This is a genomic window from Methylobacterium sp. J-077 (assembly GCF_022829365.1).
Lineage (GTDB): Bacteria > Pseudomonadota > Alphaproteobacteria > Rhizobiales > Beijerinckiaceae > Methylobacterium.
Genome location: NZ_JAKSYJ010000024.1, coordinates 1 through 1,204, shown reverse-complemented (window position 1 = coordinate 1,204; position 1,204 = coordinate 1). Strand labels below are relative to the sequence as shown.

General features: G+C 63.8%; 1 protein-coding gene. It reads left to right on the top strand.

Annotated features, from left to right (window positions below; translation table 11 throughout):
• The first annotated feature begins 141 nt into the window (after positions 1-141).
• Positions 142-1,110, top strand: coding sequence for an alpha/beta fold hydrolase (locus MKL11_RS00975; protein WP_243939436.1), 969 nt, complete (start codon positions 142-144; stop codon positions 1,108-1,110).
• Positions 1,111-1,204: the final 94 nt, after the last annotated feature.

Here is a 1,204-nt window from a genome sequence, read left to right as displayed (position 1 = left end):
CACGACCCCTTGCGGAAGGTCGGACGGTCTGCTTCGGGGCACTCTACGACAGAGAGCCCTGCGATTGGATCGCGTGGGAAGTGGTCGTTGCGGCCTTTCCAACGGGAAGGTCCTATCTCTCCCCCGCAGAGGAGATGAATTATGCCGACACAAACAGTCCTAGCCGCTGCAACGGCCCTGGCGCTTGGACAAGGAACGCCGCACCCGCTTCCCTCCACCCAGGCTACGACGACTTACCATCGGGTCGAGGTAAACGGTGTTGGCATCTTCTACCGCGAGGCTGGGCTGCGCGATGCGCCCACGATCTTGCTGCTGCACGGCTATCCGTCGTCATCCCGCCAGTGGGACGCGCTGCTGCCGCTGCTCGCCGATCGCTACCACCTGATTGCGCCGGACTACCCTGGCTTCGGTCAGAGCGATGCGCCGACGCCCGCGCAATACACCTATACCTTCGACAACCTCGCCGCGACGATGGAGGGCTTGACCGCGCAACTCGGCCTCGCGCGGTACACGCTGTTCATGCAGGATTACGGCGGCCCGGTCGGCTTTCGCATGGCGCTCGCCCATCCCGACCGTGTGAGCGCGCTGATCGTCCAGAACGCCAACGCCTACGTGGAGGGGCTCGGAGCGAAGTGGCAGGGCATCGCCCAGTACTGGGCCGACCCCGCAGCCCATCCCGAGCAGGTCGACGCCTTCATGTCCCTCGAAGGGGCCAAGCAGCGCCATCTCGGCACCAGCCCAAATCCGGAGCGGTACAACCCGGACACCTGGATGGACGAGTACGCGATCCTGTCCCGGCCAGGTGAGCGGGACATCCAGGCGGTCCTCCTTTCAGACTACCAAACGAACGTCGCATCCTACCCAGCTTGGCAGGCGTGGATGCGCACGCAACCGTTGCCGACCCTCGTGCTGTGGGGCCGTTACGATCCCTCCTTCATTGTGCCAGGAGCCGAAGCCTATCTGCGCGACACACCGAAGGCAGAGTTGTACATCCTCGATGCTGGCCATTTCGCGCTAGATGAGGCGACGGACAGGATTGCTTGGCTGACACGAGACTTTCTTGGCCGCAGCATTGGAACCTCGACAGCCCCATCATCCGTACCTCGATAGTCCCGAGGCCACTCCCCCGAACGTCGGAGAAGGGTTGGAGACAGAACGTCCGCTTCGCGGCGAAAGGTCAACGTCCGATTGCCACCCCGAGCCG

Coding starts and splice junctions, on each gene's coding strand:
- MKL11_RS00975 (WP_243939436.1), top strand. CDS start 142: ATGCCGACACAAACAGTCCTAGCCGCTGCAACGGCCCTGGCGCTTGGA.